21 protein-coding genes and 3 rRNA genes are annotated in these 26,006 nt (G+C 67.1%); 10 read left to right on the plus strand and 14 right to left on the minus strand.

Features of this window, described 5'->3' with window-relative positions:
• Positions 1-31: 31 nt before the first annotated feature.
• The 4 genes from P0R32_RS08875 to P0R32_RS08890 all read right to left on the minus strand — a co-directional run bounded on the left by P0R32_RS08875 (position 32) and on the right by P0R32_RS08890 (position 3,024).
• Positions 32-331, minus strand: coding sequence for a DUF7967 family protein (locus P0R32_RS08875; RefSeq protein WP_276236595.1), 300 nt, complete (start codon positions 329-331; stop codon positions 32-34).
• A 58-nt stretch (positions 332-389) separates the two neighbouring features.
• A complete protein-coding gene (locus tag P0R32_RS08880; RefSeq protein WP_276236596.1) occupies positions 390-638 on the minus strand; it encodes a hypothetical protein in 249 nt (82 codons plus the stop codon).
• 254 nt (positions 639-892) lie between these two features.
• Complete coding sequence (locus tag P0R32_RS08885) at positions 893-2,365, minus strand: MATE family efflux transporter (protein WP_276236597.1); 1,473 nt, start codon at positions 2,363-2,365, stop codon at positions 893-895.
• Entirely contained in the window at positions 2,362-3,024 is a 663-nt protein-coding gene (locus P0R32_RS08890) for a TetR/AcrR family transcriptional regulator (protein ID WP_276236598.1), read from the minus strand. Before P0R32_RS08890 ends, P0R32_RS08885 begins: the two co-directional genes overlap by 4 nt.
• A 163-nt stretch (positions 3,025-3,187) precedes the next feature.
• Between P0R32_RS08890 and P0R32_RS08895 the strand changes: the two genes are divergently transcribed.
• The gene (locus P0R32_RS08895; protein WP_276236599.1) at positions 3,188-4,498 is read left to right on the plus strand and encodes a phosphoribosylglycinamide synthetase C domain-containing protein; all 1,311 of its coding nucleotides are present in this window, start codon (positions 3,188-3,190) and stop codon (positions 4,496-4,498) included.
• 57 nt (positions 4,499-4,555) lie between these two features.
• On the plus strand, positions 4,556-5,416 hold the full coding sequence (locus P0R32_RS08900) for an aldo/keto reductase (RefSeq protein WP_276236600.1): 861 nt from the start codon (positions 4,556-4,558) through the stop codon (positions 5,414-5,416).
• 18 nt (positions 5,417-5,434) lie between these two features.
• Here P0R32_RS08900 and P0R32_RS08905 read toward each other — a convergent pair whose 3' ends face one another.
• From P0R32_RS08905 to P0R32_RS08920, 4 genes are all read right to left on the minus strand, one after another.
• Positions 5,435-5,629: a hypothetical protein gene (locus P0R32_RS08905; RefSeq protein ID WP_276236601.1), complete on the minus strand. Its 195-nt coding sequence runs from the start codon at positions 5,627-5,629 to the stop codon at positions 5,435-5,437.
• A gap of 95 nt (positions 5,630-5,724) precedes the next feature.
• Complete coding sequence (locus P0R32_RS08910; protein WP_276236602.1) at positions 5,725-6,450, minus strand: energy-coupling factor transporter transmembrane component T family protein; 726 nt, start codon at positions 6,448-6,450, stop codon at positions 5,725-5,727.
• Entirely contained in the window at positions 6,450-7,193 is a 744-nt protein-coding gene (locus P0R32_RS08915; protein ID WP_276236603.1) for an energy-coupling factor ABC transporter ATP-binding protein, read from the minus strand. The genes P0R32_RS08910 and P0R32_RS08915 overlap by 1 nt, the downstream gene beginning before the upstream one ends.
• Positions 7,194-7,200: 7 nt before the next feature.
• Complete coding sequence (locus P0R32_RS08920; protein WP_276236604.1) at positions 7,201-7,782, minus strand: biotin transporter BioY; 582 nt, start codon at positions 7,780-7,782, stop codon at positions 7,201-7,203.
• Positions 7,783-7,947: 165 nt separating this feature from the next.
• Between P0R32_RS08920 and P0R32_RS08925 the strand changes: the two genes are divergently transcribed.
• The gene (locus P0R32_RS08925) at positions 7,948-8,940 is read left to right on the plus strand and encodes a DUF7351 domain-containing protein (protein WP_276236605.1); all 993 of its coding nucleotides are present in this window, start codon (positions 7,948-7,950) and stop codon (positions 8,938-8,940) included.
• Positions 8,941-9,013: 73 nt separating this feature from the next.
• Here the strand turns inward: P0R32_RS08925 and P0R32_RS08930 are convergent, their stop codons facing one another.
• Entirely contained in the window at positions 9,014-9,802 is a 789-nt protein-coding gene (locus P0R32_RS08930; RefSeq protein ID WP_276236606.1) for an N-acyl homoserine lactonase family protein, read from the minus strand.
• A 531-nt stretch (positions 9,803-10,333) separates the two neighbouring features.
• On the opposite strand from P0R32_RS08930, the gene P0R32_RS08935 reads away from it, so the two are divergent.
• Complete coding sequence (locus P0R32_RS08935) at positions 10,334-10,804, plus strand: DUF7504 family protein (protein WP_276236608.1); 471 nt, start codon at positions 10,334-10,336, stop codon at positions 10,802-10,804.
• A gap of 267 nt (positions 10,805-11,071) precedes the next feature.
• Positions 11,072-12,901 (plus strand): helix-turn-helix transcriptional regulator, encoded by a 1,830-nt coding sequence (locus P0R32_RS08940; RefSeq protein WP_276236609.1) that lies wholly within the window; start codon positions 11,072-11,074, stop codon positions 12,899-12,901.
• Positions 12,902-12,917: 16 nt separating this feature from the next.
• On the opposite strand, the gene P0R32_RS08945 is transcribed toward P0R32_RS08940, so the two are convergent.
• Positions 12,918-13,178 (minus strand): hypothetical protein, encoded by a 261-nt coding sequence (locus P0R32_RS08945; RefSeq protein WP_276236610.1) that lies wholly within the window; start codon positions 13,176-13,178, stop codon positions 12,918-12,920.
• A 113-nt stretch (positions 13,179-13,291) separates the two neighbouring features.
• On the opposite strand from P0R32_RS08945, the gene P0R32_RS08950 reads away from it, so the two are divergent.
• Positions 13,292-14,059, plus strand: coding sequence for an MBL fold metallo-hydrolase (locus P0R32_RS08950; RefSeq protein ID WP_276236611.1), 768 nt, complete (start codon positions 13,292-13,294; stop codon positions 14,057-14,059).
• Between the two features lie 92 nt (positions 14,060-14,151).
• Here the strand turns inward: P0R32_RS08950 and P0R32_RS08955 are convergent, their stop codons facing one another.
• Together P0R32_RS08955 and P0R32_RS08960 are read right to left on the minus strand one after the other, a co-directional pair.
• Entirely contained in the window at positions 14,152-15,222 is a 1,071-nt protein-coding gene (locus P0R32_RS08955; protein ID WP_276236612.1) for a phosphotransferase family protein, read from the minus strand.
• Complete coding sequence (locus tag P0R32_RS08960) at positions 15,219-15,929, minus strand: HAD family hydrolase (protein ID WP_276236613.1); 711 nt, start codon at positions 15,927-15,929, stop codon at positions 15,219-15,221. Before P0R32_RS08960 ends, P0R32_RS08955 begins: the two co-directional genes overlap by 4 nt.
• Positions 15,930-17,054: 1,125 nt before the next feature.
• On the opposite strand from P0R32_RS08960, the gene P0R32_RS08965 reads away from it, so the two are divergent.
• Positions 17,055-18,344 carry a Cdc6/Cdc18 family protein gene (locus P0R32_RS08965; RefSeq protein ID WP_276236614.1) on the plus strand — a complete coding sequence of 430 codons (1,290 nt, stop codon included), beginning with the start codon at positions 17,055-17,057 and terminating at the stop codon, positions 18,342-18,344.
• Positions 18,345-18,548: 204 nt separating this feature from the next.
• Here the strand turns inward: P0R32_RS08965 and P0R32_RS08970 are convergent, their stop codons facing one another.
• Complete coding sequence (locus P0R32_RS08970) at positions 18,549-20,198, minus strand: HTTM domain-containing protein (RefSeq protein ID WP_276236615.1); 1,650 nt, start codon at positions 20,196-20,198, stop codon at positions 18,549-18,551.
• Positions 20,199-20,527: 329 nt separating this feature from the next.
• On the opposite strand from P0R32_RS08970, the gene P0R32_RS08975 reads away from it, so the two are divergent.
• The 3 genes from P0R32_RS08975 (at position 20,528) to rrf (ending at position 25,499) form a co-directional block, all read left to right on the plus strand.
• Positions 20,528-21,999: ribosomal RNA gene (locus P0R32_RS08975) — 16S ribosomal RNA — on the plus strand.
• Positions 22,000-22,347: 348 nt separating this feature from the next.
• Positions 22,348-25,263 (plus strand): 23S ribosomal RNA (locus tag P0R32_RS08980).
• Between the two features lie 114 nt (positions 25,264-25,377).
• Positions 25,378-25,499: ribosomal RNA gene (gene rrf / locus P0R32_RS08985) — 5S ribosomal RNA — on the plus strand.
• The 16S, 23S and 5S rRNA genes sit together here, the layout of an rRNA operon.
• Before the next feature lie 181 nt (positions 25,500-25,680).
• Here the strand turns inward: rrf and P0R32_RS08990 are convergent.
• Positions 25,681-25,884 carry a DUF1328 domain-containing protein gene (locus P0R32_RS08990; protein WP_276236616.1) on the minus strand — a complete coding sequence of 68 codons (204 nt, stop codon included), beginning with the start codon at positions 25,882-25,884 and terminating at the stop codon, positions 25,681-25,683.
• Between the last annotated feature and the right edge of the window lie 122 nt (positions 25,885-26,006).

The following is a 26,006-nucleotide window of genomic DNA, read 5'->3' on the forward strand; positions in this document are numbered from 1 at the left end:
CCACTACCGAGCGGAAACTGCTCGCCCGCCCTCAGATCGTGTCGTCCGGATCGTGGACGGTCGCCATCCGCGCGGCTTCCGTGGCGTACCGCTCGCGGTCGTCGTCTGCCACCGTTCCGAGTTCGTCCGCCGGGACGACCAGCGAGACGGGCGTTTCGCGGTCGTCGGCGAAGCTCGTGAGCGCCCGCTCCTTCCGGAAGTAGCGCTCCCCGTCGGTCGTGGCGTACACGAGGATGATCAGGTTCAGCTCGTCGTCGCCGTACGTTCGCTCGGCGAGCCAGACGCGTTCCTCGTCCGCCGCGACCGCGGCGGTGTCGGTGTCAGTGCTCACGGGTGATGGTAGTCGCCGACCGGGCAAAAACACCCTGCTGGCTCTCGAACGCCGAGACTCATCGACGCTTCGGCACCGCGACGACCCGGGCGTCGGTGCCGTTCGAGCGCGGCGGCGACACCCACAGCCACTCGGCGTCCGCGCGGGCTTGCAGGTCGTCCAGGTCGGCGACGGTCACCTGCCAGATGTTGCGGTAGGCGCTCGTCTCGTCGTCGCGGGCGACCCGGATCCGCGCCCCCTCGACGACGGGCGCGTCGCCGGCGTTCGGGCCACGTATCTGTCCCTCGACCTCGAATTCGATCTCCATGGGGAGGCGACGCTCTGGGAGAATATCTCCGTGTCGGCGGTCGCAAGCTGTCACACTCGATCGTACACGACCGGCGAACGTTCATCATCGAAGCCGGGACCACGAGCCGTATCACCTGAGAAGCGCCGCGGACCGCACGCGGGTGTGCGACGCCTTGGTCCGCGGACGGGAGCGAGCGGTGTCGGCGCCACTCGCCAACGGGGCGTCGCCTGTCAGCCAAGAAAGCGGTCGGCGAGCGACCCGATCCAACTCCGTCAGTCGTCGGTCGGCGCAGCGGAGGCGTCGGCGCCTTCCTCGTCGTCACCGGCGACGGGGTCGCCGCGCGGGTCGGCGTCACGCCACGTCCCGCGCTGGTACCAGAGGTAGGCGATGATCGCACCCGCGGTGTTCGAGACCGCGAACGCCATCCAGATCCCAGTCGACTCGAAGCCGGGAATCGGGAGGCCGAGGATGTCCGGTTGCGCGAGGCCGAGCGCGACGGGGATGCGGATCACGCCCAGCATCAGGATCGAGATCGCTGCGGCGGTCATCGTCTTGCCCGCGCCCCGGAAGCTCCCGTTGTACGCGCGCATCACGCCGATGAAGCCGAACGTCGGCGCGACCCACCGGAGGAAGTCGGCGGTGGTGGCGATGACCGCGGGGTCGTCGGTGAACACCGTCGCGATGGGACGAGCCGCGAGGATAACGAAGACCCCCATCGACGCGAGGATGACGAACATGTACTTCGCCGCAAGGCCGGCGGCGGTCGCCGCGCGGTCGGGCTTGCCCGCGCCGATGTTCTGGCCGGTCATCGTCTCGACGCCGCGAGCGACGGCAATGGCCGGGAGGAAGATGACCGAGAACACACGGACACCGATGCCGTACCCCGCGACGACGGTCGTCGGGAACAGGCCGACGATGACGAGCATCAGGTTCACCGACAGCGACCGCCCCGTCATCTCGACGGACGCTGGCACGCCAATGCGGACGATCTTGCGGGCGTACGACAGGTTCGGTACCATCTGGCTCGGGACGATCTGGACGCCCCGGTGCCCGCGCAGCATGATCGCCATCCCGACGACGAACGCGAGCGCCCGCGAGAAGATGGTCGCGTAGGCGGCGCCGGCGACGCCCAGTTCGGGGAAGATCCACCAGCCGAAGATGAGGAAGGGGTCGATGACGATGTTCACGACGACGGTGAGCAGCATCACCAACATCGGCGTGATCGTGTCGCCGTAGCCGCGCAGGAGCGCGGTGAACACGAAGAAGCCGAACATGAACACCAGTCCCGAGGAGATGATGCGCATGTACGCCGTCGCACCCGGCAACACGTCTGGCGACGCGCCGAGCAGCCCCAGTAGGTCGCCGACGAGGAAGTAGCCGACGGCCCCGAGGATCAGCGACGCGATGACGGCGAAGGAGACGGTCTGTGAGGCGGCGTACTCGGCTTTCCCCTCCTCGTCGGCCCCCACGTGTTGGGCGACGAGCACCGACCCCGCGACGGTGATCCCCATCCCGAGTGAGAACAGGAGAAACACCATCGGGAACGCGAACGAGATCGCCGCCAGCGCCTCCGTGCTGTAACGACCGAGCCACAGCGTGTCCGCGAGGTTGTACGCCGTCTGGAGCAGGTTCGTGACGACGATGGGCAGCGAGAGGTAGAACAGCGGCTTGCCGATGCTGCCGTCGGTCAGGTCGAACTCGTCGCGGCCCTTGAACACCGACGAGAGCCGCTCCCGGACGCTCATCTGGAGGTGACCTCCTCGGCGTCTGCGTCTGCGGAGGACTCATCGGCAGCGTCTACAGCGGTTACCGAGACCTCTGCCTCGTCGACGACGAGGTCGAGCAAGTCCTCGACGAGGTGTTCGCGCATCGTCACCACGTCCGCGCCGATGGCGGCCGCGCGCGTCCACGTCCCGTGGATGTACGTGAGGACGTGCTCGGCGATCTCCTCGGGTTCAGTGTCTGCGTCGTACTGGCCCGCGTCGACGGCCGCGGCGACGAGTCCGGCGATCTCTGCGTGGAGGTCCTCGTCGAACCGACGCAGCGCCTCGCGGTAGCCGTCGCGGTACGGCGCTTGCGCTTTGATCTCCATGAGCGCCGTGTTGAACTGGCGGTCGGCCTCGTCGTCGACCGGGTCGAGCACCCGGCGGACGAGTGCGACGAGTTGCTCCACGGGGGTCCCCGCTGGGTGGTCTGTGATCGTCTCGGCGAACCCCTCGTGGAGGAACGCGAGGAACTCCCGGAAGAGGTCGTCTTTCCCGTCGAAGTGGTAGTGGAGGGCTGCCTTGCTCTTGTCCGTCTCGTCGGCGATGTCCTGCATGGTGAGGTCGGCGTACCCGTGCTCACATATCGCGCGGTACGTCGCCTCCATGAACGCCGTTCGTGTGTCCTGCTCCTGGCTCATCGTGTTGGGGTGGGGGTGCGGCGAGGTCGCCGCGGTTGATCTAACTAACTGGCCAGTCAGTCAAAAACGGTTCGGCTTCGGAGGGCCGTGTGTACCTCTCCCGTGTGACGATTTCTCGGAGTGTCGCCGGTGGCTATTTCCCCGTACGTGTCGGCGTGCGGATATGGACTCCCGCAACTTCCTGTTCGTCTCGTTAGCGGACCCGCTGTTGGGCGACCTCGCGTGGCAGCTCCGTGAGGAGGGCCACGAGGTGCGCTACTACACGGCCTCCGAGACGGAGGCGGACATCGCAGACGGGTTCGTCGACAAGACCGACGACTGGCGCGGCGACCTCGACTGGGCCGACACGGTGATCTTCGACGACATCTGGGTCGACGACGACATCGGGGTCGGGGCCATCGCGGAGGACCTCCGCGCCGAAGGCCACCACGTCGTCGGCGGCACACCGAACACCGACCGACTGGAGGACGACCGTGGCTACGCGATGGACGTGCTGGAGGAGCACGGCGTCAACACCATCGAGCACCGCGTGTTCGACGACTTCGACGAGGGAATCGCGTGGGTCGAAGCGAACCCGGCACCGTACGTGATCAAGCCGCTGGGTGAGGTGCAGAACGTGAAGCAACTGCTGTACGTCGGGCAAGACGAGGACGGGTCGGACGTCATCGACCTCCTGGCGGCGTACAAGGAGGCGTGGGGCGACCGGATGAAGGGGTTCCAACTCCAGCGGCGCGTCGAGGGCGTCGAGGTGGCAGTGTGCGGCTTCTTCGACGGCGAGCGGTTCGTCGAACCGGTGAACCTCAACTTCGAGCACAAGAAACTGTTCCCGGGCAACATCGGTCCCTCGACCGGAGAGATGGGCACCTCGATGCTGTGGACCGGGCGCAACAGGCTGTTCGAGGCGACGCTCGGGAAGGTGGAGTCGTGGCTCGCCGACGAAGGGTACGTCGGGAGCATCGACATCAACTGCATCGTGAACGGCGACGACGTGTTCCCGCTGGAGTTCACCCCCCGCTTCGGTTACCCCACCATCGTCGTGCAGGAGGAGGCGTTCGAGTCGTCGACGGCGGCGTTCTTCCACGACCTCGCCCGCGGCAACGACCCCGACCTCTCGGTCCACCGCGGCTACCAAGTCGGTGTCCGCGTGTGCCTCCCGCCGTTCCCGTTCACCGACGAGGCGACGTTCCGGCGCAACTCCCGTAACGCCGCCATCGTATTCGAGGGTGACCGCGAGGGCGTCCACATCGAGGACACGAAGCGCGTCGACGGCCAGTGGCGCGTCGCAGGCACCTCCGGCATCGCGCTCGTCGTCACCGGGAAAGGCGAGACCATGCGCGACGCGCAAGCGCAAGCGTACGACCGCCTCGACCGGGTCATCATCCCGAACATGTACTACCGCGACGACATCGGCGACCGGTGGGTGGAGACGGACGGCGACCGCCTGCAGGCGTGGGGCTACCTCGGGCCGGCGTAGCACGCTCGTTTCCGCCGCCGTGGCGACTATCCCTCCGGCGACCGACACGACGGTCGCATGAGCGACACACCCGACGCGGCAGCGGCAGGCACGTTCGACCTCGACGGCGAGACCACCGTGAACCGGCTAGGCTTCGGCGCGATGCGCCTGTGCGGCGAGGGGATCATCGGCGCCCCCGACGACGAGGAGAACGCGCGAGCGGTCGCCCGCGCCGCCGTCGACCACGGCGTCGACTTCGTCGACACCGCCGACTCGTACGGTCCCGGTACCTCCGAGCGCATCCTGCGGGAAGCGGGCGTCGTCGACGACGCCGTCGTGGCGACGAAGGCGGGCCTACTGCGAGAGGCCGGCGGCGACTGGCTCCCCCACGGCGACCCGGACTACATCCGCAACCAGGTGCTCGTGAGCAAGGACCGCCTCGGCGTCGACACCATCGACCTGTACCAGTTCCACCGCCCCGACCCGGACACGCCGTTCGCCGACAGCGTAGCCGCGTTCGCGGAGCTGAAAGACGAGGGCCACGTGAAGCACGTTGGCCTTTCGAACGTCACCGTCGAGCAGTTGGACGAGGCGCGCGAGCACGTGGAGATCGCCACCGTCCAGAATCAGTACAACGTCGCGAACCGCGAGGACGAGGCGGTGTTGCAGGCGTGCGAGGAGTACGGGATCGGCTTCATCCCGTGGTTCCCGCTCGCCGCAGGCGACCTCGGTGCCGTGGGCAACGAACTCGCGGCGGTCGCCGACGCCCACGACGCGACCGAGCGGCAGGTCGCACTCGCGTGGCTGCTGGGTCACTCGGACGTGACGCTCCCCATCCCGGGCACCTCCAGCGTCGACCACCTCCGGGAGAACGTCGCGGCGGCGGGGCTGTCGCTCACGGAAGAGGAGGTCGCTCGACTCGCCGACGCCGGCGAGTAGGTGAGAACGGCGTCGTCCTCAGGCGGCGCGCCACGACCGCAGGTCGATCCCGACGACCGCGAACACCGCCACCAGGGCCACCAGCGACCCGACGACGAGCGCCGTACTCGGCGCGAACACGAGTCCGTAGATGAGCGCCAGGAGGGCGGTCGCGCCGACCACCATCACGACCAGGTACCGGATCAGCCAATCTTCCGCCTCTCGCTCGGTCATGTTACCCGGGAGTTGTTCGTCGATGCGGTAAAAATACGTCGGGATTGGTCGCACAGATCCGCGCACGGCGCCGGCGACCGGTTCTGCCCGGTGACTCAGATCAGTCCCGAGAGTCTCGGCCACGCCGCCCACCCCGCGAGCGCGAGCGCCAGACAGACCGCCGCGACGTCCGCTCGCCCGAACGACGCCGGCGGCGGCGTCGGATTCCACGACAGACACCGCGCACGCAGCGCGACCGCGAGGCGGTCCGTCCGCGTCAGCACGCGCCGCAGTCCCGCGGTGGCGACGACCTGAACCCGCTCGTGGAGCGGTCGCTGGTCGCCGAGACGGGCGCGCATCGCCTCGCGGACCCGCGCGAGGTCCGCCTGCAACACCGGGAGGAACCGGAACACGAGTCCCACGCCGAGGCCGAGGAGCCGGCCCACTCGACCGGGGACGAGTCGTGCGACGGCGGCCTCGGACTCGCGGACGGGCGTCGTCCGCACGTACGCCGCGACGAGCGCGAGTAGCAGCAGCGTCCGGTAGGCGGCGAGCGCCGGGTCTACCGCGGCCGACGGCTCCACCCACGGCGTCCCGAGACGGAGCGACTCCAGCACCGGCCCGACCGCGAGGAACGGGAGCACGCCACGGTACTCGGCGACGGCCACACGGACGGGCGTCGCCGAGAGCGCGAGCACCCCCAGCGTCAGCGCCGTGAGGACGGCGAGCCCTCGTGGGTCGCTGTGGGCGAACGCCGCCGCGGCGACCGCCGCCTGGACGAGCAGTTTGCTCCGCGCGTCGAGGCGGTGGGCCACGGAGTCGCCGGGTTCGTACGCGAGCATCAGTCGGGGCGGCGGACCGCGAGGTCGTCGAGTCGGTCGAGCGCCGCGTCCGGCGCCGCGTCGACGACGACGCGCCCGTCGTCGAGGACCACCAGTCGGTCGGCGACCGCCGCCACGTCCCGGAGGTCGTGCGTGACGAGGACGACGCCGGTGCCGTCGCGGTGGAGCGCTCGCAGGTGCGCCAGCACCGACTCGCGGGCCGGTTCGTCGAGCCCGGTAAACGGTTCGTCGAGCACGAGGTGTGCCGGCTCCATCGCCAGCGCACCCGCGATGGCGACCCGCTCCTGTTCGCCCCCTGAGAGCCGGTCGATCCGCTCACTGGCGCGGTCGGCCATGTTCACCGCGGTCAGCGCTTCGTCGACTCGGCGGTCCACCTCGGCGCGCGCCAGGCCGAGGTTCTCGGGGCCGAACGCCACGTCGCGGGCGACGGTGGCGGCGACGAAGCAGTCGCGCGGCTCTTGGAACACCATCCCGACGCGACTCCGGGCGGCGACGAGGTCGTCCGCGACGGGCGTGCCGTCGACCAGCACCTCACCCTCGTCGGGCGTCAAGAGGCCGTTGAAGTGGCGTACGAGGGTCGACTTCCCCGAGCCGTTCGCCCCCGCGAGGACGAGGAACTCGCCGTCGGGCACCGTCAGCGACACCTCACGGAGCGCGACCGCCGCATCGTCTCCGCGTGTCGACGCCGCACCGGACGCCGCTCCGTCGCCGTAGCGGTGGGTGAGTCCCCGCGTCTCGATCACGGCGGGGTCAGCGCGCGACGACCGCGTCGCTGCGCACGACCGCGACGGTCGCGGCGACTTTGATCGCCTCGGCGGGGACGAACGGCACCGCCGCGGCCAACAGCGCCGGCACGAGGCCGACCTCGCCGACCACCGCGTAGCCGACCGTGCCGAACGTGTATATCACGAGCGTCGCGACCGTCATCGCCCCGACGAGTCGTCCGAGTCCCGTGTCGCTCGGGTCCGCGAGGTCGCCCACCCCGTGCACCCCGAGCCCGACGACACCCGCGGCGACCGGGTACGACCAGAGGTACCCGCCCCACTGCCCGAACAGCGATCCGAGCCCGGCGCTCCCGTACGCGAACACTGGTGCGCCAACCGCGCCGGCGACGAGGTAGATACCCATCGACGCGAATCCCCAGACTGGACCGAGGAACACGCCCGCGAGGAACACGCCGAGCACCTGCAGCGTGAACGGCACCGACGTGACCGGCAGTTGGAACGACACGTACGCGAACACGCCCGTCAGCGCCGCGAACAGCGCCGACCGAGCGAGGTTGGCGACGACCTCGTCGCCGACGAGGTCTACGCCCTCCGCCGTTGTACTCATGAGAGGCTGTAAACCCAACTGGTGAATAGGGTTTACGGACTCGATCAGTCGGTTGGTTGGGCGGTCGGTCGCTCTCGGGGACGCGCCGTCTCAGGTGCGCGCTCTGGGCCAGCACGCACCCTCCGGTGGGCATTTTTATAACCACCGCCCGTACGTATTCGGGCAATGGCCGACGGCACAGACGAATCGGGCGGTCCTGACAGCGACGACCGGCCCGACGGGGGCACGGTCGTCGGCACTCCTGGCGCCACTTCTCCCGAGGAGGCGTTCGCCCGCCTCGGCAACGCGATTCGTGTGTCGGTCCTCGAGGCGCTGCACGAGCGGCAGCGGAGCGGCGACCGGAGCGACGAAGCGGTGCCGTACACGGAGCTTCGACGGGCCGTCGGCGTCGACGACAGCGGGAAGTTCGGCTACCACCTGAACCAACTGCTCGGCGAGTTCGTCGAGAAACGCCCCGGTGGCTACGTCCTCCTCGCACCCGGGCGGGAACTCGTGCGGACGATCAAGAGCGGTGCCGTCGCGACCACGGAGGGCGTCCACTCGGCGGCGACCGACGCCGCGTGCTTCCGCTGTGGCGCGCCCGTGACGGTGACGTACACCAGCGGCTACGTCGTCACCTGCTGTACGGAGTGCCGCGGCGCACTCGACTACGACCTGTTGCCGCCCGGGGCGTTGAGTTCGATCCCCCTCCCACCGGGTGCGGTCGGCGACGCCGTCGAGACGGCGCCGCGAGCACTGCTCGACCGCGCACACGGTCGGTTCTGCCACCGAGCGCGTATGTTCGGCGACGGCATCTGCCCGCGCTGCGGCGGGCAGACGACGCCGAGCATCGAGGTGTGCACCGACCACGACGCCGACACTGGCCCCTGTGAGGCGTGTTCGGTGTCGATGCCGGCGACGGTCCGCGTCACCTGTCGCGTGTGCGCCGAGGGGGGAATCTCTCCCGTGGCGTGTGTCGTGAGCCACCGTGAGCCGTTCTGGGATGCGCTCTCGGTCGCCGGGGTCGACAGGGCGGGGTACGACGCGTTCGCGACGATGCTCGGGTGGCCGATGTCGGTGCGCGACGGCGACGACGGGGCAGCGGTGGCGTACGACCTGCCCGGTCGGTCGGACGCGGTCGTCGTCGACGGCGACCTCGCGATCCGAGACGGGGTGTGACGGGTCGGTCGGGCACCCGGGGTTGGCGCCCGGTGCCGCGGAGGAGAGGTCGCTCGCTCGGTAGCTGGATGGCTCAGTAGCGCGCGGCGAGCGTCTCGAACCGGTCGAGGTCGTGGCCGTACAGCACGTCGGCGTCGTGTCTGCGCTCCAGTTCCCGCAGCGTCTCGAGGCTCTCGCGCCACTCCACCTCGCTCCACAGCAGTCCCGGCCCCAGCGGCGTCCCGTCGGCGTAGTTCGCGTCGACGTAGCACTCGTCGCCTGCGATCAGCAGCGTCCCCGCGTCGGTGTCGACCTGCGCGCCCAGTAGACCCGGCGTGTGCCCGGGCAGGTGGAGCAACTGGAAGCCGTCGGCGAGCGTGTGCCGGTGCCGCTTGATCACGCGCCAGTCGTAGTCGCCGGTGAAGTCCGACGCGAGGTAGGCGATGGATCCCTCGTTCGTGTGCGCTGAGTAGAAGGCGTACTGCAGTTCGTCCCGGTGGACGTACACAGGTGTCCCCGTCCCCGCGAACGCGTCGAGGTTGCCCGCGTGGTCGAGGTGGAGGTGGCTCATCACCACCGCGTCGACGTCGTCGACACTGTAGCCGGCGGTCGCGAGGTCGTCCGCCAGTGTGTGCTCCGCTGCGTCGTGTGCCTCGAAGGCGCCGTACAGCGGCGCGGGCCAGTAGTCGGCGGCGTCGGTCGGCACCCCAGTGTCCCACAGGTACGTCTGGCCGCCGGCTTCGACCACGGCGTTCCAGACGACGAACTCGACGCGCTCGTGCTCGGGGTTCGGCTCGGCCGCACTCGCCATCGACGCGCCGTCGACGACGTACGCCTGATCCGCGCGGACACGCCCGCGATCCAGAAGGGTGACCTTCGGCATGAGTTACACTTCGAGCCGCGCGGGCAAGAATCCGCCCCCGCTGTGGTCGACGACGTGCACTCCCTCTCGACGACGAGCACGCTCCCCGGCGACACGCGGGAGGACTGCAGTCCTCGCGTCGTCGGTGGACCGCCAGCGCCGCACGTCGGCGGTCGCGAGGGCGTGTTTCAGCACCGAAGGCGCCGCAGTCCTCGTGTTTCGACCGACCGTTTCGACCGTTTCGGCGGGGGAACCGGAGCGGTCACGTCGCCCGCGAGGCCTGGTCGTGCAACGGTGCGAAACCGTCGCGCAGCACCGCGAAACGGTCTGAAACGACTGTGGGGGGTTTTATTCTCCCCTCTCATCGGGGAAGATGCCATGTCAGGAACGCCATCGCGAGCGGAATACGGTCCGAGGACGCCTCTAGGGGGCGTCGCGGACGCCGACTCGCTCGTCCTCGCCGCGCCGTCTCCCACAGGGGGCAGTTGCCCGTGCACGAGAGAGGCACACGACGGGACGGCCACGGCGTCGAGGGCGGGCGGGTTCCTGCGCGTGGCGTTCACCCGAGGCGGGCGCGAGGTGCCCGACACGTGGGGTGATGCTGCCGCGGCTGGCGACGCGGACGTTTGCGTCGTCGACGCGACGCCCTGCCCGACCGCCGGCGACGACCGTGGGGTGGTCACCGTCGCGGCGGCCGGGCCAGGGAACCTCACCGACCTCGGCGTCCGGATCACCGACGTACTGGCCGATATGGGGGAGCACGCGGAGGGGGGAGCCGGCCCGGTCTGCTGTCTCGGGTCGCTCACCGCGCTGCTCCAGTACGTCGACACCCGGCGTGCCTACCGATTCGTGAACGCGGTGATGACACGCGTGGCGACCCACGGAGGGACCACGCACGCACACATCGTCCCCGCGGTCCACGACCGGCAGGCGGTCGACACCATGGCGTCGCTGTTCGACCTCGTCGTCGAGCCGTCGATGGACGGCGACGGACTCGAGGTCGTCCGCAGCCGATACCGCTGAACCGGGACGACCGAACCTCTCACGTTATCCAACCGTTTCACACGAAACCGCAGTACGTAGCCGCCGTTGCAACGGTCAGTTTCGATATCGTTTCGGACTGTTTCGACCGTTTCGTTCGCGCACAGCCGGCGAGAAAGGGTTAAGCCCCTGCCGGCGAAGCGAGAAAACAACAGGGGGATGTGTGCGAGCACGAACAGCGGGCCAACGGGTCCGACACTGACCGTCGTCGCGGCGTTGATCCTCCTCGGTTCGGTGGTCGGGGGGGCCGTGGCAGTCACGGCGCCGGACGACGTGTCGCTGTCGGCGGGCGAGATGACCGTCACCGAGAGCGGCTTCGCCGACCGGAACGTGGTCCTTGAACGCGACGGTGCGGTGTACCTCTGGGCCGACGAACCCGCCCGCTTTTCGATGCTGCTCGAGACTGGCAGCGGCGACGGCGAGGGGTACTACGAGGCGTGTCTCCGCTCGCGAAGGGCCGACGGAACGACCCGTGAGATCGCTTGTGAGTCGCTCGTGTTGTCCGGCGGCAGCACGACCGAAGTGACGTTCCAGGTGGACTCCTGGACGCGCGACGGAACCGGGCCGCGAACCGTCGAGGCGGTCGTCACCGCCGAGACGCTCGACGCCGAGGTGGCGGTGAACGTCTCCCACGACGTCGTGGTGATCCGCAAAGACGCCGACCCCGACGGCGACGGCGCGAGCACGCGCCGCGAGGTCGCCGCCGGGACGGACTTCGCCGTCGCCGACACGGACGGCGACGGACTGCTCGACGGCCTCGAACTCGACACGTACGGCACCGACCCGCTGGTCGCCGACACGGACGGCGACGGCCTCTCCGATGGTCGCGAGGTCGAGGACACCCGGACGAACCCCACCGGGACCGACACGGACGGCGACGGCCTCTCCGACCACCGGGAGGTGACAGACACCGGGACGAACCCCACGGCGGTCGACACCGACGGTGACGGCCTCCAAGACGGTCGCGAGGTGCGCGTCCACGAGACGGATCCCACGGCGGTCGACACCGACGGCGACGGCCTCGTCGACGGACGCGAGGTGACCGTCCACGACACGAACCCGCTGGTCGCAGACACCGACGACGACGGGCTCACCGACGCCCACGAAATTCACGGCACCCTGACGAACCCGAACGCCGTCGACACCGACGGCGACGGCCTCCAGGACGGTCGCGAGGTACACGAGACGCGGACGGACCCGACTGATGCCGACACGGACGGCGACGGTGTGCCGGACGGGCGCGAAGTCGGCGAGTACGACACCGACCCGCTCGTGGTCGACACCGATGGCGACGGACTCCGGGACGGTCGCGAACTGAACGCGTTCGGCACCGACCCGCTGTCGGCAGACAGCGACGGTGACGGCGTCCCCGACGCCCGCGAGGTGGAGTCGGGGCCGGTGCCCCCGTGGGTGTCGGTGCACGCGTCGCTGCTCGCGGCAACGCTAGGGCCGCTCGTCCTCGGCGGCGTCGGGTGGCTGACGCGCGACCGGTGGCTCCCGCGGGTGCCAGACCGGGTCCGGACGGCCGTCCGAGACGACCCCGCCGTGCGGAACCTCGCGGCGGCGTTCCCGTCGAACCGCGTCGAGTCGGTCCGCGACGCGCTCGCCGGCGTCGGTCGCCGGATCAGGTCGGCGGCACACGCCGCTCGCGTGGCGGCCGTCGACCCCGGCGGGGAGGCGGTGACGCCGCCGGAAGCCGACGGTGGTCGCTCCGTCGTGACCGACCCGAGCGACGGGGGTACGACGACCGACGGCGCGACTGTGGCCTCGACGCCCGACGACGACACACGCGACGCAGCGACGGCGAACGGGTCGGCGTCGGCGGTCGACGGCGCGGGGGCCGACCGCGTGTTGACCCCCGAGGAGGAGGTCACGGCGGTGCTGTCTGCCAACGGTGGTCGGCTGAAGCAGTCTGAGATCGTCGAGCGGACGGGCTGGTCCAAGTCGAAGGTGAGCCGGACGCTCTCGCGCATGGACGAGGCGGGGGAGGTCGAGAAGACGACGATCGGTCGCGGAAACGTGATCTCGCTGCCCGAGCACGCGCCCGACGGCGCCCGCTCGCCGTTCGACGACGAGTGAGCCCGGTGCGTGGTGGTCACTCCCGAGGCGGGAGTCTCGTCTCGGCGATTTCGAGGAGTCCCTCGCGAACGGCGACGAGCAGTCGCTCGTCCAACGGCCGGTCGGCCCAGCCGTCTGGGAGGTCGTCGCTCGACAGGTCGTCCAGCGCCGCTGCGACCTCGGCGTGGACGGACCGCCCGTGGTCGCCGCACTCGGGGCACGAGCGGATGACGTACTGGACTCGGTAGTCGCGCTCGACGGTCGCTCGACAGTACGGACAGACGTACGTCTCCGGCACGACACTCAGTTCGGGCGCGTGCCACTCGGGCGTTTCGGGTGGTTCGGGTGAGAGTGGCGGTGCGGGTCGCCGGCGCCGACAGACACAACTCGGCTGGCCTCGCGTACTCGACCGTGCCGCCCGCTCCGTCTTCCACCGACGACGCGCCGAGCATCAGGCTCGTCCGCCACGCCACGCTCCTCGTCTCGCTCGGCGGGACGACGCTGCTCGTCGACCCGATGCTCGGCGACGCCGGCGTCGACCCGCCCGTCCAGAACACGCCCAACGACCGGCGCAACCCCTTGGTCGACCTGCCCGACGTGGACCTCGCACACGACGCCGTGCTCGTGACCCACCGCCACAACGACCACTTCGACGACGCCGCCCGCGAGCGCATCGAAGCAGACACCCCGCTGGTCGTCCACCCCGACGAGGCCGACGCCTTCCGCGAGGAGGGGTTCACCGACGTTCGGCCGCTCGACGGCGAGGTGTCCGTCGATGGGCTGACCCTCTCACCGACGCCCGCGCGCCACGGCCACGGCGACCTCGCCGAGGCGATGGCGCCGGTGACGGGTGCGCTCCTCCGCGGCAGCGACGACGAGTCGACCGTCTACCTCGCGGGCGACACGGTGTGGTACGAGGGAGTCACCGACACGCTCGCCACCGCCGCCCCGGACGTCGTCGTGGTGAACGCCGGCGCGGCCCAGTTCGTCGAGGGCGACCCGATCACGATGGACGCCGAGGGCGTCCGCCGGACCCGCGAGGCCGCGCCCGCAGACGCGACGGTCGCGGCGGTCCACCTCGACGCCATCAACCACTGCCTCCTGACGCGCGCCGACCTCCGCGAGCGCGTCGACGGCGTCGCTGTCCCCGACGACGCCGAGTCGATTCGACTCGACTGAGCCAGTCGCGAGTCGCTCGTCTGCGATACCGATTGGGCCGTCGGTCCCCGTTCTACGGTGGGAATCGAAACGCTCGTCTGTTCGTTCGAGCGTCACTCACCGATCGCAGCCAGTACGTCTCGGAGTCGCTCGCGGTGGAACGCCACCGCTTCGGCCCCGTCCACCTCCGGGTAGCGAGGGCGGGTCACGACGCCCGCGCTGTCGACGGCCGACTCGACGACGGCGACCAGTCGATAGCCATCCGGCACGGACGGAAGCGGTCGCCTCGCCCGGTAGGCGCGTCGGAACGCCTCTGTGAGTCGTTTGCCGTCGTCGACGTACCAATCGCACACGAGGTGTTCCACCTTCGCGACGGCGAGGCCCGGGTCGGCGGCGAGAGAGTCCCCCCAGTCGAGCACCGCCGACACCGCGCCGTCGTCGACGAGCGCGTTCCCGGGACGCAGATCCCACGGGTACAGCAGCGCGGGCGGCGACGCGGGTACCGCATCGCAGGTCGCGGCGACGGCCTCGCGGAGTTGCGGGCGGAGGTCGTCGAACGCCGCAGGCAGTGCGTCGACGCCGGCGTCGGCGTACGCCCGGAGCCACCGCGGCCACGACTGTCGACCGTCGGCGGGGTCGACCCGTAACAGCGACCCCGGGTCGGACGCGTCTACGACGGTAGCCCACGGAGCGGCGCCGACGCCGAGCGCACCGAAGCCGTCGAACGCGAACGACTCGTGGAGTTGGGCGAGGGCGTCGCCGAAGGTCCGTGCGACGGTGCACTGTTGCGGCGGCCCGAGTGAGGTGAACCGTGTGTGGAGGTCCGCCCCCGGCGCGTGCTCGGTGATCACGTAGCCCCGACCGGCGTCGGTGAGCGATCCGCCGGCGAGGACGGCAGGTGTCGGGACGCTCGTTCGAGCACGGATGGCACGCGCGAGCGCCACTTCCGTCCGGAAGCCAGCCGCGTCGGCGATCTGGACGACGACGCTCGCCGGCGCGTCGTCGTCACCGAATCGGACGACGACCGTCCGTTTCCTGTTCCCCGTGTCGACCGCTCGGAGGTTGTCGACAGGGCGGCCTGGGTACGTCCGATGGACCGCGTCGACGACGGGGTCGGTGGAGCCACCATCGCGGCGGGCGTCGTCATCGTTGTCGTCGCCCTCGCCGCTCGACGGATCGGTCATCGTCGGCGCAGGAGGTCGGGGAGTTCCGTCAGCGACGCGAGCACGTGCTCGGGGGCGAACGGCGCCGGGTCTGGGCGGCCGTCGCTCGTGGTCGGGTACTCCGTCCACCGACCGGGAACCCACGCGGCAGCCAACCCCGCACCCTGCGCCCCGGCGACGTCGTGCTGGAGGGAGTCGCCCACGTACAGCGTCTCGGCGGTGTCGACGCCGAGGAGGTCGCACACGCGGTCGAACGCGTCCGGGTGGGGCTTGCGCCGCTCCATGTCGCCGGCGTACACGACCGCATCGAGCAACTCCGACAGCCCCAGCGCAGCGATTTTGGGCGACTGTCGCCACTCGGGGCCGTTCGTCACCACCGCCACCGGGCCGGTCTCTCGTGCCGCCGTCAGCGCCTCCCGTGCGCCGGGTGTGAACGACACCGCGCCGTGGTCGATGGACGCCAGCAACGCCGTCGCCAGCGCGTCCGCGTCCACGTCGCTGCGACCGTGTCGCGCCGCGACGACGGTGAACCCGGCGGCGAAGTAGGCGTGTTCGGCGTTCGGCTCCGGCGGCCCCGTGAGCGCCGCCCACAGGTCCGCGGGCTCCCCGAACTTGTCGACGTCGGCGCGGGCGAACGCTCGTCGGTACAGGTCGTCGGGGTCCTGGTCGCGCCGACAGACGGTGTCGTCGAGGTCGAACGCGACCGCGGTGTATCGACCCGTGCTCATGGGGAGCGTGGGCGTCGAACGCGCAAAACCCGTTCGGCGCCGAAAGCACTCGAAAGGCGGTGTGGTCGTCCCCGGCGTCGGCCGGTCGGCTCCCCCGCGGCTGTGAAGCACTCGCAAACTGGTGTGGTCGAGCGGGCGGACCCTCTGACACCGGTTTGCGAGTGCTCGCCGCTCGGGAGGGCGGGGGTGGGTCGCTGCGGCTGGCTCTCGCGTATATTATATCGATATCGATCTCTAGCTAGGAGGAGGAGGAGGAGGAGCACGAGGTGCTAGAAATCGCTAGCTTCAGGCAGTGGTCGCGATTGGGAGCTATCGGCTCGGTGCTAGTTTAAATGCCACTCACTCCGCCGGGGGTTCGACGAGCGGGCCTCTCCCCACATCCGAACGGTCGAAGCACTCGAAATCCGGTGTCAGAGGGTGGGAGCACGACGGACCGCTCCGGAGCGTTCCCCACCACCTCCGACGTCTCTCGGTGTCGTCGTCGTATCCGCTGAACGTGTTGCAATCGGGCCGTTCGGCGGTTCTGGCGCCGTTCACACCTCAGTCCGCACACGTCGAGCACTCGCAAACCGGTGTCGCGAGTCGCGTCGCCGTCGACGAGGATGCACCCGTCGACCCGTGTCGCGAAAAGCACTCGAAAACTGGTGTGTGTCGGGCTGGTCGCCGCCACCGAACGGGTCGTCGCCGACGGTACAGGGCCCGCCAGTCGACTGGGGCACCCTGATTCGGACCGGCCGATCTGCGTCGATCGGTTCACCATCTGGACCGGGCCGTTCACTCACCACACGCTCCCCCGCTCGCACGGGCGATGGAACACGGATCGGTCCTCGGGAAGCACTCGCAAACTGGTGCTGATCGGTGGTGAACGCGGGCAGACACCTCCGTGCTGTCGGCCACTCGTCGCATCCGCCTTCGTTCGCAGCATCCGGCTCAGTCTGCAACCGCTGCTCTCACGCTCGACGTTCGCTCCCGCTCTCCACAGCCGCACCCGCTCGCAGAGCACTTGCAGCATCCGCACCCACTCGCAGAGCACTCGCAACCCCCCGGTGGAACACTCGAAAGCACGCGAAAGCACTCGCACTTCCACAGGCTTATCAGCAGGCTACTCTCAGAGGTGGGTGCGACATGGGGTCGAGCTCGATATTCGAAGACGACGTGGAGATCATCCGGAACGCTGATCTCTTTACAGAGGAGCACACGCCAGCGGAGATTCTCTGCCGCGACGAGGTGATGCAAGACTACGTGAACGCGCTCAAGCCCGTGTACAAGGGGAGGCCGCCGCGAAACGCGTTCTTGTACGGCGACACCGGGGTCGGGAAGACGGCGGCGACGAAGTACCTGCTCCAGGAGCTTGACGCCGACATCGACTCACGCAACGCCGACTCGCCGGGCGACGAGCGGGGGTTCACCTACGTCCGCGTGAACTGCCAGAACCTCGCGCCCGCCGACGGCACCGCCTCGTCGTACCAGGTCGCAATCGCGCTCGTGAACGAGTTGCGCGACGGCGAGACGGTGTCCTCGACGGGGTACGCGGCGAGGGAAGTGTACGAGATGCTGTACGACGAACTCGACGACATCGGCGGCACCGTCCTCATCGTGCTCGACGAGGTCGACCGTGTCGGCGAGTCCGACACCCTGCTGTACGACCTCCCGCGTGCGCGCGACATCGGCTACGTGGAGAACACGCGCATCGGGCTCATCGGCATCTCCAACGACTACACGTTCCGATCGAACCTCTCCCCCAAGGTCCGCGACACGCTGTGTGAGACGGAGATCAAGTTCCCCGCCTACACCGCCGAGGAACTGGAGGAGATCATCGAGGCGCGCGCCGAACGCGCCCTCCACTCGGACACGTACGGGAAGGAGGTGCTGTCGCTGTGTGCCGCCCTCGCGGTCCGCAACTCCTCGGGGAGCGCGCGGCGCGCGATGGACCTGCTGAAGCAGGCCGCCGAACACGCCGAGAACGAGGGCCACGTCCCCATCGAACCCGACGACGTGTACGCCGCCAAGGAGGAACTCGACTACGGCGACATGGTCGAGTCCGTCGCCGACCAGGACCAGCACAAACAGTTGATCCTGTCTGCGGTCGCCCGCCTCGACGCCGACGGTCGCACGCCGGTCAGGACGAAGGCGATCCACGCGGCGTACCGACGGCTCGCGCAGGCCGCCGGCGACGACCCGCTGAGTCAGCGCGGGATGTACAACCACCTCACTCGACTGGACATGCTCGGGTTCCTCCACTCCTATCAGAACAACGAGGGACTGCGCGGTGGCCAGTACAACACCTACGAACTGTCGGAGGCGCTCACCGTCGCGCAGGTCGAGGACGCCATCGACGAGTCGGAACTCCCGCTTGACGGCGTTACGCTCGACGTCGAGCGGATCCTCCGCGACGCCGGACTGGCCGACACCTGAACCCGGCGCCGTTCGACTCCACGTCTCCTCGGCCTCCTCACCTCGATGTGTCCAGATGGCGATACCCCATCGTCTCGACGCCGTCAGGCGATGAACACCGGTTTTCGAGTGCTCCCAGCTGGCGACGCTGCGCTCGCGACAGTCATCCACGTCACCCTCCGTGTTCAGTCACTCCTGACTCACCACTCACCACTCTCTCCTCACTCACGCGCACTCGTGTGTGCGCACACGAGACCAAGTTGCCGGCTCCGGCTCCCCCAGTCGCGTCGATTCCGTCACCGTGTACAGTGTGATTCGTTCGGTTCGGCGGTCGGCGTCACCGATTGCGGCCGACCGCGAGCACAGCGCCGACACCAGGTTCCGCCGGAGTTCGGTATCGTCGTTCCACCTGACCACCTCGAGGTACTTTCGCCAACGTGCGCTGGGGTACCCCGTTCCCAACCCGCCCGTCGGGGTCGACTCGCGCGCGTCGGCGATCAACGCCACCTCCTCGCCAGTGTCGAGCGTCCCGACGGCGACGTACCGGACGTCCTCGTCGGGCGGGTACGGCGCGAACATGTCCCACCGAGCGCTCTCCGGTGTCACGCCGACGTCGGTGTCGTCTGGCACGTCGACGTAGCCGAGCGCCGCCGCGTTCCACACCAACACCACGGTGAGGAGTGCGGCAGCCGCGACCCGACCGACGCGTCCGATTGACGCGACGGAGACACGACCGGCCACCCACTTCGACCCGACCATCGGACCCGATCTGTCGTCCTCTGCCGATAGCACACTCGCCCGAGCACGCGTACGCACGTCGTGCAGACTTCCGAGACTGCTGGGTCCGAGACAAAGCGGGCCTCCGGCCTCGAGTCGTGGCCGCCTCGCGGTCCAGAGCCGTGGTAGGTGGCCTCCGAAGAGGGCGAGTGTGCCGGCTTCGGCGCGGGTGGTCACCCACGCGCTCGCCCGTCTCGACCGTCGTTCGACGGCGTCCCACACCTCCGTCGGCAGGTGCGGGAGCAGCGCGGCCACGCTCACCGCGGGAAACAGTCCGACACCGAGCGTGAGCGCCATCCCGAGGTGCGCGGTCGCGAACAGGCCGACGGCTGCCGTACGGGCCCGACCGGTGGTCACAACTAGCGCCGGCGAACAACACAACAGCACCAGCCAGCCGACCCCGAGTATCGGCAGCAGTTCCGAGGAACCGGCGAGCAGGCCACCGAACAGGACGGTGAAGGAGTCGAGGCTGAACACCATCTGTATCGCGGTCCCGCTCGGCCACGCGTCGCCGCGCAGTTTCACGACGGCGTTGACGCCGTAGAGGATCACTGGCTGGAGTACCAAGGCGACGGCGGCTGGATGGATCACCCCGCTGCGGTCGTCGGCGGTCGACGCCGCGTCTCGCGCCCACGCGCCGAGCCCACTCCCGAGCGGGAGGAACACCGCCCACAGCAGGGTCCGGCGCAGTAGGGAGTCGCCGCCGTTCAACACGAACGGGTTGCGCGCGTGGAGCGACGCCAACAGGAGCAGCGAACAGACCGCAGCCACTCGTGTGCGATACCCCACCAGTAGACACGTCGCCGCGACTCCTGCGGCCACGAACAACAGCGCGGTCCACCACACCTCGCCGAACAGTGCATGAGCAGACAGTCGGCCCGCGAGCGGGTATCGATCGAGGAGGAGCGTTCGAGGCAGGACGCCCGCGTCCGTGTAGAAGAACCCTAGCCATCGGGCGCGCAGCGACAGGTCGACGAGGATCAGTGCCCCCAGCGCGACGCGGAGTGCGACCAGCGCGCGCGGGTCGACCGTCAGCCGGTCTGCCGCTGCCTCGCGGAGGCTGCGACCGGCTGATGCGACCAGTGGGTGGAGGGCCACACTCGCGGCGAACCGGTCACTGCGTTGAATACTTTGTGACGTTCGGCGCGGAGTCGACCGCTCGACCGGATCTGGCGGATCGTGCCACGTAGACCCACGAGGACGCCTCCCTCGGCGCCTTCGAGACGACGGCCTTTTATGTTCCCCTGCCATTCGATGTGATGTGAAGCGCGCCGCGGTCGGCGCGGCGACACGTGATGAGGATTCCGCCCCTGCGGTCCGCCGCAAGACGGTATCTGATGTGAGCCCCGATAGTTCGGTGACATCTGGTCGGTTCCACGATGTCGCCACGATATGACCCGCCACCCCCTCCCTTCACGGGGAGGAACATTCCGGTTGATCCTGCCGGAGGTCATTGCTATCGGAGTCCGATTTAGCCATGCTAGTCGCACGGGTTTAGACCCGTGGCGGAAAGCTCAGTAACACGTGGCCAAGCTACCCTACAGATCGTGATACCCTCGGGAAACTGAGGACAATTGCGAATACTGCTCCCATGTTTGAACACAGGGAGCGGGAAACGCTCCGGCGCTGTAGGATGCGGCTGCGGCCGATTAGGTAGACGGTGGGGTAACGGCCCACCGTGCCAATAATCGGTACGGGTTGTGAGAGCAAGAACCCGGAGACGGAATCTGAGACAAGATTCCGGGCCCTACGGGGCGCAGCAGGCGCGAAACCTTTACACTGCACGACAGTGCGATAGGGGGACTCCGAGTGCGGAGGCATAGTGCCTTCGCTTTTGTGCATCGTAAGGTGATGCACGAATAAGAGCTGGGCAAGACCGGTGCCAGCCGCCGCGGTAACACCGGCAGCTCGAGTGATGACCGATTTTATTGGGCCTAAAGCGTCCGTAGCCGGCCGGGCAAGTTCGTCGGGAAATCTACCAGCTCAACTGGTAGGCGTCCGGCGAATACTGTTCGGCTTGGGACAGGGAGACTCAAGGGGTACGTCCGGGGTAGGAGTGAAATCCCGTAATCCTGGACGGACCACCGATGGCGAAAGCACCTTGAGAGAACTGCTCCGACGGTCAGGGACGAAAGCTGGGGTCTCGAACCGGATTAGATACCCGGGTAGTCCCAGCTGTAAACGATGTTCGCTAGGTGCGACGCAGACTACGAGTCTGTGTTGTGCCGTAGGGAAGCCGAGAAGCGAACCGCCTGGGAAGTACGTCCGCAAGGATGAAACTTAAAGGAATTGGCGGGGGAGCACTACAACCGGAGGAGCCTGCGGTTTAATTGGACTCAACGCCGGACATCTCACCAGCTCCGACTGTTCGAATGACGCTCAGTGTGATGAGCTTAGCAGACGATCAGAGAGGAGGTGCATGGCCGCCGTCAGCTCGTACCGTGAGGCGTCCTGTTAAGTCAGGCAACGAGCGAGACCCGCGCTCTTAATTGCCAGCATGTCCCTTGTGGACGATGGGTACATTAGGAGGACTGCCGCCGCCAAGGCGGAGGAAGGAACGGGCAACGGTAGGTCAGTATGCCCCGAATGAGCTGGGCTACACGCGGGCTACAATGGTCAGGACAATGGGTTCCTACCCCGAGAGGGGACGGTAATCTCACAAACCTGGTCGTAGTTCGGATTGTGGGCTGAAACTCGCCCACATGAAGCTGGATTCGGTAGTAATCGCGTGTCACAAGCGCGCGGTGAATACGTCCCTGCTCCTTGCACACACCGCCCGTCAAAGCACCCGAGTGAGGTCCGGATGAGGCCTGGGTTGCCAGGTCGAATCTGGGCTTCGCAAGGGGGCTTAAGTCGTAACAAGGTAGCCGTAGGGGAATCTGCGGCTGGATCACCTCCACAGAACGGGACTGGGCCGACGCGCCCAGCCCACCTAGAGGTCTTCGTGGCGCTCGTGGTCGCGACCAGACACCTTCGAACTATCGGGGCTCGTCAGACCTCGTTGGTACTTCGAACAGGGTTCGATTCCCTGTGGGTCACTGCCGTACCGCGATTCGAATCGTGCCCCTTAAGTGTGGCACGACGAGATGAACTGGTACACACGATCGATGCACCATTCCGCGAGAGCGGGAATGGGAAGGGTCGATGTACGCTCCCGTGACACCCACGGGACGTGCGATGACGGCCGTATGTACGTGCAATCCAGACACCCACTGAACCCGATTCATCGGGTCCATTGGGTTCCACTCAGTATTGGCTACTGTGCCAGCTGGTGGATGGCTCGGCTCGAGAGCCGACGACGGACGTGCCAAGCTGCGATAAGCCGTAGGGAGCCGCATGGAGGCGAAGAACTACGGATCTCCGAATGGGAATCCCTCTACAATTGCTTTGCGCAATGGGGAACGCTCCGAATTGAAACATCTCAGTAGGAGCAGGAAGAGAAATCAATCCGAGATGTCGTTACTAACGGCGAGTGAACGCGACACAGCTCAAACCGAAGCCCTCACGGGCAATGTGGTGTTCGGGCTGATATCAAGCGGATTGGATCGACGAGAAGTCTCCTGGAACGGAGCACGATACAGGGCGACAGTCCCGTATCGTCGATACATTCCGCGGATCAGTTCCCAGAGTAGCGGGGGTTGGATATCCCTCGTGAATATCTCAGGCATCGACTGAGAAAGCTAAACACTCCTCGAGACCGATAGCGAACAAGTAGCGTGAGCGAACGCTGAAAAGCACCCCGAGAAGGGCGGTGCAATAGGGCCTGAAATCAGTTGGCGATTGAGCGATGGGGCTTGAAAGGCCCCTCACAGAATGACCGAGACGCGAGTCTCCAGTAAGACGTGAGGGGAGCCGAAGTCCCATCGTGCGTTTTGAAAAACGAACCAGGGAGTGTACTTCTCCGGCGAGTCTAACTCGATTATCGAGGAAGGCGCAGGGAAACCGACAAGGCCGCAGCATTGCGAGGGCCGCCGTGTTCAAGCGCGGGGAGTCGAAGAGGTACGACCCGAAACCGAGTGATCTACTCCGAGGCAGGATGAAGCGTGCCGAAAGGCACGTGGAGGTCCGTTAGCGTTGGTGTCCTACAATACCCTCGCGTGATCTTGGAGTAGGGGTGAAAGGCCCATCGAACTCGGCAACAGCTGGTTCCGACCGAAACATGTCGAAGCATGACCTCTCCTGAGGTAGTTCGTGCGGTAGAGCCACCGATTGGGAGACCCGCCTCCGAGAGGAGTCGGCCTCCCTGTCGAACTCCGAACGTACGAACGCCGCTGACGGAGGGAGTCCGGTGTCCCGGGGTAAGCTTGGGCACCGTGAGGGGAACAACCCAGAGTTAGGTTAATGACCCAAAATGTGGATTAAGTGTAATCCTCTGAAGGTAGTCTTGAGCCCTAAACAGCCGGGAGGTGAGCTTAGAAGCAGCTACCCGCTAAGAAAAGCGTAACAGCTTACCGGCCGAGGTTCAAGGCGCCCAAAATGATCGGGACTCAAATCCACTTCTGATACCTAACCGCCCTCTTCACCGAGGGATCGTGTAGGTCGGCGTACTGTGCGGATGGAAGCTCGGGCGAGAGCTCGCGTGGACCGCTCAGTAACGACAATCCTGGTCACAGTAGCAGCGATATTCGGGTGAGAACCTCGAAGGCCTAAAGAGTAAGAGTTCCTCGGCACTGCCAATCAGCCGAGGGTTAGCCGATCCTAAGTCCGGCCGTAATTCGAACCGGACGAACGGGCAACTGGTTAATATTCCAGTGCTACCACGCACTGAAAGTCGACGCCTCCGCAACCATCGTGCCGGGCACTCGCCCGGTCGAATCAGCGAATTCCGTGGAAGCCGTAATGGCACGAAGCGGAAGAAGCCTGAAACAGCGCAAGACGGTGTTAGCAGGGGCCCGTGAAAAGACGAGCGTGGTACTCGTATCGAGATCCGACACAGGTACTCTGGCAGAGCAAGCCAAGGCCGACGGGAGCAACCGACGTTAGGGAATTCGGCAAGTTAGTCCCGTACGTTCGCAATAAGGGATGCCTGCCCTCTACGGGGCAGGTCGCAGTGACTCGGTGGCTCCGACTGTCTAGTAACAACACAGGTGACCGCAAATCCGTAAGGACTCGTACGGTCACTGAATCCTGCCCAGTGCAGGTATCTGAACACCTCGTACAAGAGGACGAAGGACCTGTCAACGGCGGGGGTAACTATGACCCTCTTAAGGTAGCGTAGTACCTTGTCGCTTCAGTAGCGACTCGCATGAATGGATCAACGAGAGCCACACTGTCCCAACGTTGGGCCCGGTGAACTGTACGTTCCAGTGCGGAGTCTGGAGACCCCCAAGGGGAAGCGAAGACCCTATAGAGCTTTACTGCAGGCTGTCGCTGAGACGTGGCCGCTGACGTGCAGGATAGGTAGGAGTCATTACACAGGTACCCGCGCTAGCGGGCCACCGAGACATCACTGAAATACTACCCGTCAGTGGCTGCGACTCTCACTCCGGGAGGAGTACACCGGTAGCCGGGCAGTTTGACTGGGGCGGTACGCGCTCGAAAAGATATCGAGCGCGCCCCAAGATTTCCTCACGCGGGACAGGAACCCGCGGAAGAGCGCAAGAGCACAAGGAAGTCTGACAGTGTCATTCCAAGCGAGTGACGCTGACGCGAAAGCGTGGTCTAGCGAACGGATCAAGGGCCTCAATGGCCCGGATTTACGACAGAAAAGCTACCTTAGGGATAACAGAGTCGTCACGCGCAAGAGCACATATCGACCGCGTGGCTTGCTACCTCGATGTCGGTTCCCTCCATCCTGCCCGTGCAGAAGCGGGCAAGGGTGAGGTTGTTCGCCTATTAAAGGAGGTCGTGAGCTGGGTTTAGACCGTCGTGAGACAGGTCGGCTGCTATCTATTGGGGGTGTTACGGTACTTGACGAGAACGTTCGTATAGTACGAGAGGAACTACGAATGGTTGCCACTGGTGTATCGGTTGTCCGAGAGGGCAGCTGCCGAGAAGCTACGCAACACGGGGTAAGAGCTGAACGCATCTAAGCTCGAAACCCACTTGGAAAAGAAGTACCACTGAGGTCACTCGTAGAAGACGAGTTCGATAGACTCGGGGTGTACGCGTCGAGGCAACGAGACGTTTAGCCCGCGAGCACTAACAGACCAAGCCACACTCATATACTGGAGCCCGATGTTCCGTTGAATCGGGTTCAGGTGCTAACTGGATTGCACGTACATATCGGCCGAAGACCGACGTTGGCACACATCGGATCGTTCCCGATGGTCGGCCTTCGGGCGGCCATAGCGGCGGGGCACCACCCGTACCCATCCCGAACACGGAAGTTAAGCCCGCCAGCGTTCCGGCCAGTCCTGGAGTGCGAGAGCCTCTGGAAACACCGGTTCGCCGCCCACCACTCATAGCAAGCAATTGGAAAGCCCACCAGCACACGCGTGCTGGTGGGCTTTCTTCATTTACAGACACACGCACGTACGTTACTACACTCGACAGCGACAGCGCCCGCGATCACCCTGGACAGGTCACTCGCGGACGGAGTGTGACGACGGGGGTCGTACACGGGCGCTCGACCCGCGGCTCACAGGAGCAGTGAGACGAGCGCCAGCACGAGGAACGCGATCACGAGCCACTTGGCGATGGTCATGCTCACCCCCGCGACGCCGCGCGCCCCGAAGACGGCGGCGACGACCGCGAGGACGAAGAACACGAGCGCGTACTGCAGGAACTCGCCGGTGAGTTGGATCAGTGTGACAGGCGAGACGGTCGGTACGAGGAGTTCCAACACGGGTACTCCCAAGGATCGGTCGACACCGACATTGTAACCGGTCACGTACGACGAGGGTGAGCGCGCCGCGTCGAGCGTAAGCCGAACCTGTCCACCGACCGGCAGACGCGAGCGACCGC

It is taken from the genome of Halobaculum marinum (assembly GCF_029338555.1).
In the GTDB taxonomy this organism is placed as follows: domain Archaea; phylum Halobacteriota; class Halobacteria; order Halobacteriales; family Haloferacaceae; genus Halobaculum; species Halobaculum marinum.